Annotated in this window: 7 protein-coding genes; all 7 read left to right on the top strand. The window is 62.2% G+C overall.

All coding sequences use genetic code 11. The features are described 5' to 3' along the window. Window position 1: 1 nt before the first annotated feature. Window positions 2-1,474, top strand: coding sequence for an aldehyde dehydrogenase family protein (locus ACTZWY_RS17315; RefSeq protein WP_444791962.1), 1,473 nt, complete (start codon window positions 2-4; stop codon window positions 1,472-1,474). 1 nt (window position 1,475) lies between these two features. Then, on the top strand, window positions 1,476-2,267 hold the full coding sequence (locus ACTZWY_RS17320) for a hypothetical protein (protein WP_444791963.1): 792 nt from the start codon (window positions 1,476-1,478) through the stop codon (window positions 2,265-2,267). A gap of 33 nt (window positions 2,268-2,300) precedes the next feature. Continuing rightward, window positions 2,301-3,845 carry a flotillin domain-containing protein gene (locus tag ACTZWY_RS17325; RefSeq protein ID WP_444791964.1) on the top strand — a complete coding sequence of 515 codons (1,545 nt, stop codon included), beginning with the start codon at window positions 2,301-2,303 and terminating at the stop codon, window positions 3,843-3,845. Further along, window positions 3,846-4,625 carry a GntR family transcriptional regulator gene (locus ACTZWY_RS17330; protein WP_444791965.1) on the top strand — a complete coding sequence of 260 codons (780 nt, stop codon included), beginning with the start codon at window positions 3,846-3,848 and terminating at the stop codon, window positions 4,623-4,625. It abuts the gene before it with no gap. A 108-nt stretch (window positions 4,626-4,733) separates the two neighbouring features. Continuing rightward, the gene (locus tag ACTZWY_RS17335; protein ID WP_444791966.1) at window positions 4,734-5,627 is read left to right on the top strand and encodes a methylenetetrahydrofolate reductase; all 894 of its coding nucleotides are present in this window, start codon (window positions 4,734-4,736) and stop codon (window positions 5,625-5,627) included. A 45-nt stretch (window positions 5,628-5,672) separates the two neighbouring features. Beyond that, the gene (locus ACTZWY_RS17340) at window positions 5,673-7,136 is read left to right on the top strand and encodes an aldehyde dehydrogenase (protein ID WP_444791967.1); all 1,464 of its coding nucleotides are present in this window, start codon (window positions 5,673-5,675) and stop codon (window positions 7,134-7,136) included. Window positions 7,137-7,141: 5 nt separating this feature from the next. Beyond that, a complete protein-coding gene (locus ACTZWY_RS17345; RefSeq protein WP_444791968.1) occupies window positions 7,142-7,654 on the top strand; it encodes a GNAT family N-acetyltransferase in 513 nt (170 codons plus the stop codon). Window positions 7,655-7,680 lie beyond the last annotated feature (26 nt).

A 7,680-nucleotide genomic window follows, 5' to 3' on the forward strand; every position in this document is an offset into this window, starting at 1 on the left:
CATGCTTGATGCAAAACACCCCAAAACCCTGCGCGGAATGTATATCGGTGGCCAATGGGTCAAGGCCGCGCGTAACTTCGCTGACCTGAACCCCAATGACGCCAGCCTGTGGGCCGAAGCGCCTGACGGCACGCGCGCCGATGCCCGCGCCGCGATTGACGCTGCGCATAAGGCATTCCCCGACTGGGCCGCCACCAAATACACCGACCGCGCCAAAATGATGCACCGCATTGCAGATGTGTTTGAACGCCGCGCCCCCGATTTCATCGCCGCCATTCAGGCCGAAGGGGGCGGGTGGTATGGCAAAGGCGCGTTTGAGGCGCATTACATCCCCGAAGTGTTCCGTTCGGCAAGCGCAATCCTTTATGCTGCATCAGGCGAAATCATGCCCAGCGAATACGGCAAACTGTCTACCGCGCAGCGTGTCCCCATGGGCGTGATTTCCGTGATCAGCCCATGGAACTTTCCCGGCATTCTGACCGCACGCGGCTTTGCCTTCGCGCTGGCATCCGGCAACACGATTGTTCTGAAACCGTCCGAGGATACGCCCTATCTTGGTGGCCTGTTCTTCGCCGAGGTGCTGGACGAAGCAGGCATTCCCGCAGGCGTGTTCAACGTCATCACCTGTTCGCGCGAGACGGTCGCGGAAATGGGCGACGAGATGATCGAAAACCCGCTGGTCAAGGGCGTGTCCTTCACCGGCTCCACGCCTGTGGGTCGCGCGATTGCCGCGAAATCCGGCGCGCATCTGAAAAAATGCTGTGTGGAACTGGGCGGCAAGGACAGCCTGATCGTGCTGGAAGATGCCGATATGGAACGCGCCACGCAGGCCGCGAATTTCGGCAGCTTCATGCATCAGGGCCAGATCTGCATGAGCGTCGAAAAAGTGCTGGTGCATGAAAGCATTTTCCCCGAGTTTCTGGAGAAATTCGCAGCACGCGCCGCAAAACTGAAAGTGGGCGACACCGCCGACAAGTCCAATGTCATTGGCCCGCTGATCAATGACCGGCAGGTGGCGCGCGTCAAGGCGCAGCTGGATGATGCGATTGCGAAGGGCGCGCAGGTTGTTGTCGGCGGGGGCGTGAATGGCCGTTTCGTCGAACCTACCATCCTGACCGGCGTAACCCCTGACATGCTGATCTATCAGGACGAAACCTTCGGGCCGGTTGTGCCGGTCATCCCGTTTCGCACCGATGAAGAAGCCATCGCCATCAATAATGACACCGAATACGGCCTGTCCGCAGGTGTGTTCACCAACGACGAAGCCCGCGCCCTGTCCATTGCGCGGCGGCTGGAAACGGGCATGTGCCATGTGAACTGTTCATCCGTGAATGATGAACCGCATGTGCCTTTTGGCGGGTCCAAGGCGTCGGGGCTGGGGCGGCATGGCGGGCGCTGGTCGGTGGAAACATTTACTGAAACGCGCTGGATCACGCTGGACCGTGGCGGCCGTCCCTTCCCGCCGGTGTTCTGATATGACAGCCGCATTGCCCCCCCTTGCCAAGGTGCCGCCCCTGCTGCTTGCGGGCAAGCGGGTGGTGGTGCTTGGGTCCGGCAGCGGTTTGGGGCGGGCCGTGGCGTTGCACGCGGAACATGCCGGTGCCGAAGTGCTGGGCGTGGATGACCGCAAGGTGTTTGACGGGCTTGCCGCGCTGTATCATGCAGACCTGCACGACCCTGCAGCCCTTGATGCTGCCGCACATGCCCTGCCTGACGGGATTGACGGCTTGGCCCTTCTGCCAGACCCCGGAACCGGCGGGCCGGAACAGACGCTGGCCCGCAAGCTTCTGGCACCGCGCCATCTGGCGCAGGCGCTTTTGCCGAAACTGGCCCATGGCGCAGCCCTGCTGGCCTGCGCCGCGCCCCCGCATGCGACATGGCAGGCACAGCTTGGCGAAACGCGCGCAGCCATGGCGCTGCGCTGGGATGATCTGGGCGGCTTTGTAACGCGCTGGGGGCTTCTGGCCGAACCCGACCGCGCGGGCCGCACAGCAGGCTGGGCCATGCAGGCATGGGTCATGGCGCAGCGCAATCGCTGGGCAGATCGCGCCATCCGCGTGAACACGCTGACCCCTGCCAGCCATGACGGGCGCTTGCCGCCGGACATCGTGGCCGAAAGCGGGCAGGACGCCGCATCAGGCACCAATACCGCCGCATGCACGGCACTATTTCTGATGTCGGACCTGTCACAGGGCCTGACAGGGGCCAATCTGGCCGCAGACGGGGGGCTTAGTGCCCGAATAATGACCAGCCTGCACGGGCTTTGACATAAGCGACGCTGGCGAGAGAGGACCAACAGGATGACAACTATTTTCTGGATCATCGTACTGATCGTGGTGGCGGCGGCGCTGGTTGCGCTGGCCGCTGCCTTCTATGAACGCGCCAGCAACGCGGTCAGTCTGGTGCGCACCGGCATTGGCGGGCGGCGTGTTGTAATCGAAGGGGGCGTGCTGTCGCTGCCGTGGTTTCACGAAGTGGCGCGCGTCAATATGCAGTCCATCCGGCTGGATGTGCAGCGCACGGGCGAACATGCCCTGATCACGCGCGACAGGCTGCGTATTGATGTGGGCGCGGAATTCTACTTGTCGGTGCCCCCCGAAGATGCGGCTGTGGCCCGCGCGGCCCAGGCCCTTGGCCGCCGCAGTTTCCAGCCCGAAGAACTGCGCGCCCTTGTCGAAGGGATGTTCATTGACGCCATGCGCGCTGTGGCCGCGCGTTCCAGCATGGATGACCTGCACGAAGCGCGCGCGGAATTCGCAAGTGCCATCCGTGATGCCATTGCCCCGCATGTCACGCGCTATGGCCTGCAACTGGACGCGGTTGCGCTGACCGCGCTGGACCAGACACCTTTTGCGGCGCTGGACGAAAACAACGCTTTCAACGCCGAAGGGTTGCGCAAACTGACACAGGTGATCGCGCAGTCCAAACGCGACCGCGCCGAGATTGAGGGCGAAACCCGGGTTAGCGTGCGCCGCGCCGCCATGGAAGCCGCGCGCCGCCAATTGGATATTGATCTGGAAGAACGCCGCGCCGAAATTGCACAGGCCCAACAGGTCGAAGCGCTGATGTCCGCCCAGATTGCCGATGTCGCGCGCGCGAAAGCGCAGGCCGAACGCGCAGCCGCCGAAGCGCGCATCCAGATGGAACAAGGCATTCGCGCCGCCGACATTGCCCGCGAACAGGCCATCCGCGAGGCAGAGATTACCCGCGCCCGCGCGCTGGAAATGGCAGAACAGGATCGCGCGGTGATGGTAGCCAACAAAAGTCAGGAAGAAAGCCGCGCCATGGCCGAGGCTGATCTGGCCCGCGCCGAGGCAGTGCGCGCACAGGAAGCCGTGGAAACCGCCCGCGCCGAGGCCGAGGCCCATCGTCGCCGCGTTCTGTCGCTGATCGCCGCAGAAGCAGATGCCGAAGCCGCAGCGCGCCGCAGCGAGATTGCCGCCGCCACCAACCGCAAAACCGCCGCCGACCGGCTGGAAACTGCAGATCTGGACGCACAGGCCCATCTGAAGCAGCGCCACGCCGAAACGACGGCACTGGAAGCGCGCATCAGGGCCGAGAACAGCAGATCCCCGGAATCGCTGGCGCATGAGGCCGAGTTGGCGCGACTGGAAGCCATGCCCAAAATCGTGGCCGAAATGGTCAAACCCGCCGAGAAGATCGGCAATATCAACGTCACGCAAGTGGGGTCTGTCGAAGGGTCGCGCGGGGCCGTGTTGCAAGCGCTGGAATCGGTTCTGGAACAGACTGTCCATGCACCGGGGCTGAACCGCCTGCTGGAACGGGTGCAAGACGATATACGCTATGATGACACGCGCCGCCGCAAGCGTGCGCAAGACGACTAATTGGACCGCCAGCTGGCAGGGGGGGACGCGATGGATGGCACTGTGTCAAACCGCCAAGGCGCGCGCACGCACGCCCTGCGCGCGCAAATCGCCCTGCGCCAGCGCATTCTGAACGGGGACTATTCCGGCGGAACGCGCCTGTATGAAGTGTCGCTTGCCGAAGAACTGGCCGTTTCGCGCACCCCGGTCCGCGAAGCCCTGTCGCGGCTTGCCGAAGAAGGGTTGTTGGTGCGCACAAGGTCCGGCGGGTTTGTCGTGCGCAGCTTTGCCGTGGCCGATGTGCTTGACATGATCGAACTGCGCGGCGTGCTGGAAGGCACTGCCGCGCGACTGGCCGCAGAACGTGGCCCATGCCCCGAACAGATGGCAAAAATCAGATGCTTGTTGGGGCAGTTGGATTGCTGTTTTCATGCAAACCCGGAAGACACCGATCTTGACAGCTATTCACAACTGAATGACGCCTTTCATCTGGCATTGGCAAAGCTGGCGGGCAGCAAGGTTCTGGAGGAAGAAATCGCGCGAGTTGTGCGGCTGCCTTTTGCCGCGCCGTCCGCATTCCTGCCCTACAAGACGCAGATAGAAGCGCTTGTCTCCACACTTGCGCCCGCCCATGCGCAGCACCACGCCATGATCGAAGCGATCAGCGCCCGCCAAGGCAGCCGCGCCGAAGCATTGGCACGCGAACACACTGGCGCGGCGCGCGCCAATGTCCAGCAGATTTTCGCGGTGCACACGGCCCAAGGCCCCCAACTTGCGGCGCTGGGGCTGGTGATTGGGTAACACTGGCGTGTATACATGAAACTTATGTTTCAGCCTTAAAATTGATTTTTATTGCTATTCCACTATATCTATGTATTCATCAACGCATCTTGCGGGGAGGGGACGATAGTGAATACCAATCAAGCGACACCGGCATCAGACGATATTCTTGACAACTGGTCAATCGAGGTGATGCCGCGCACAGCCGCCAAAGTGCCGGATTTCCGCGCATTGCTGCCCACTGGCACGCGCGTTTATATTGCGCATATCGACGGCACACCCATTGGCGAAATGATCGACACAGCCCGCCGCCTGCAGGGCGAAGGGTTCGCTGTCATGCCGCATTTTCCCGCGCGGTCCATCCCCGACTTGGCCACGCTGAAGGATTGGCTTGACCAGTATCGTTCAGAAGCGGGCGTCAATCAGGCGCTGGTGCTGGCGGGGGGTATTCCCAAACCGGCAGGGGCGTTCGCCTCCTCCATGGACTTGTTGCAAACCGGCGCGTTTCAGGACGCGGGCTATACCCGCCTGCATGTCGCTGGCCACCCCGAAGGCAACCGCGATATTGACGCAGATGGCGGGCATGAACAAACCGACGCCGCCCTGCGCTGGAAACAAGCCTATGCCCGTGACACCGGCGTTGACATGGCCATCATCACCCAATTTGCATTCGAGGGGCAGCCCGTTTTTGACTGGATCGCACGACTGCGTGCGCAAGACATCACCCTTCCCGTGCATGTCGGGCTGGCCGGACCGGCAAAATTGCAGACCTTGATCAAATTTGCCATTGCCTGCGGTGTCGGCCCGTCGCTGAATGTGCTGAAAAAACGCGCCCGCGACCTTAGCAAACTTCTGGTGCCCTATACCCCCGACCAGATGTTGCAGGAATTGCGCGATGCACGCATCAGTCAACCTGCGAACATGCCCGATCAGGTGCATTTCTTCCCGCTTGGGGGAATAAAGACCTGTGCGGAATGGGCGCATCAGCAAAACGCGGGCCGATTGCGCCGCGTTGTCGGTTAATGCGCCCGCATCCGCTGGCATAGAACAAACGATTTGGAAACGCAGATGGTAAAACTCGACAAAGGGCGCGTTGTAAAAGCGCCCGACAGCTTCTTCATTGATGGCGCATGGACCGCCCCGCAAAGCGAGCGCAAGCTTGATGTCATCTCGCCGGTGACCGAAGAAAAACTGTTCAGCTATCCCGAAGCGACGGCGGCCGATATGGACCGCGCCGTTACCGCTGCGCGCCGCGCCTTTGATGACGGGCCATGGCCGCGCATGCCTGCGCAGGAACGCGCAAGTTATCTGCGCCGCGTGGGCAGCCTGATTACCGCGCGGCTGGATGAAATTGCATGGGCCTGGACAACCCAGGTCGGTGCACCCATCAGCCTGACGCGCAAACTGGTTCCGCAAAATGCCACGCTGTTCAACCATTATGCAGACCTGATCGAAAGCTACGCTTTTACCGATATCCGCCACCGTGATGATGGCGGCGAAGTGCGTGTGTTGCGCGAACCTGTGGGGGTTTGTGCGGCCATTTCGCCATGGAATGCCCCCATGGTCCTGTTGTCGTATAAAATTGCTGCTGGGCTGGCCGCGGGCTGCACCATGGTGGCCAAACCGTCCCCCGAAACCCCGTTGGAGGCGTATATTCTGGCCGAATGTATTGAACAGGCGGGCTTGCCGCGCGGGGTGTTCAACCTTGTGCCCGCGGGGCGCGAGGCGGGCGACCATCTGATCCGGCACCGCGATGTCGAGAAAGTGGCCTTCACCGGATCAACCGCTGTGGGCAAGCATATCATGCGGGTGTGTTCCGACCGGCTGGCGCGGGTGTCGCTGGAACTTGGCGGCAAATCGGCAGCCGTGCTGTTGCCCGATGCCGATTTCGCCAAGGCAATGCCCAGCCTGATGGTCTATTCCATGCCCATAACAGGGCAGGTCTGCTTTTCGCTGACACGCCTTCTGGTGCCAGAAGCGCGCAAGCGCGAATTTCTGGACATGTTCCTGCCCGCCGTTCAGGCGCTGAAACTGGGTGATCCCGCCGACCCTGCCACGCAAATGGGGCCGCTGGCCATGGGCCGGCAGCGCGAACGGGTTGAAGGGTATATCGCCGCCGGGCGGGCTGGCGGGGCGACATTGGCCTGTGGTGGCGGGCGCCCGCGCGGGTTTGACAAGGGGTTCTATGTCGAACCCACAGTATTTACGGATGTCACCCCCGACATGGCCATTGCACAGGAAGAAATCTTCGGGCCTGTCGTGTCCGTTATTGGCTATAGCGATGAAGACGACGCCGCGCGCAAGGCCAATGCCACGCCCTACGGGTTGAATGGCGCGGTCTATTCGGCGGACCCCGAACGCGGCTTTGCCTTCGCGCGGCGCATGCGCACGGGTGGGCTGACTGTGAACGGGTTGATCGTGGACCCCAAACACCCGTTTGGCGGATACCGCGAATCCGGCATGGGCCGCGAAGGCGGGCCGGAAGGGCTGGAAAACTATCTGGAAGTCAAAACCGTGCATATGGCGGGCTAACGCCAATGCAGGCGGGCACCTCGGAACTGCACACCGAACGGCTGATCCTGCGCGCGCCCTGTGCGCAGGATTTTCCGGCCTTTGCGGCCTATTTCATGTCGGACCGCGCGCGTTTCACCGGTGGTCAACCTGACAGGATACTGGCATGGAACCGCTTTTGCATAACTCTGGGCCACTGGCCCATGCGCGGATACGGGGTGTTTGTCATGCTCCGGCGCGATACCGGCGCGGTCATTGGGGCTGCGGGGCCGTTTTACCCCAAAGGCTGGCCCGAACCAGAAATCGCGTGGCAGTTATGGGATGGGTCTGCCGAAGGGCACGGGTTCGCTGCTGAAGCTGCGATTGCGACGCGCGCACATGCCTATGACACTTTGGGCTGGACAACCGCCGTGAGTTTGATTGCGCCGGAAAACCATCGATCCGCAGTTCTTGCGCGGCGGCTAGGTTGCGCACTGGAAGGAACGCATCCGCATCCACATTTCGGCCCGCTGGACATATGGCGGCATCCGGGAAGGTGACGCCGCAGCGCATACTCTGCGGCTGA

This window comes from Roseinatronobacter sp. NSM (assembly GCF_052379845.1).
In the GTDB taxonomy this organism is placed as follows: domain Bacteria; phylum Pseudomonadota; class Alphaproteobacteria; order Rhodobacterales; family Rhodobacteraceae; genus Roseinatronobacter.

Coding starts and splice junctions, on each gene's coding strand:
- ACTZWY_RS17340 (WP_444791967.1), top strand. CDS start 5,673: ATGGTAAAACTCGACAAAGGGCGCGTTGTAAAAGCGCCCGACAGCTTC.
- ACTZWY_RS17325 (WP_444791964.1), top strand. CDS start 2,301: ATGACAACTATTTTCTGGATCATCGTACTGATCGTGGTGGCGGCGGCG.
- ACTZWY_RS17345 (WP_444791968.1), top strand. CDS start 7,142: ATGCAGGCGGGCACCTCGGAACTGCACACCGAACGGCTGATCCTGCGC.
- ACTZWY_RS17315 (WP_444791962.1), top strand. CDS start 2: ATGCTTGATGCAAAACACCCCAAAACCCTGCGCGGAATGTATATCGGT.
- ACTZWY_RS17320 (WP_444791963.1), top strand. CDS start 1,476: ATGACAGCCGCATTGCCCCCCCTTGCCAAGGTGCCGCCCCTGCTGCTT.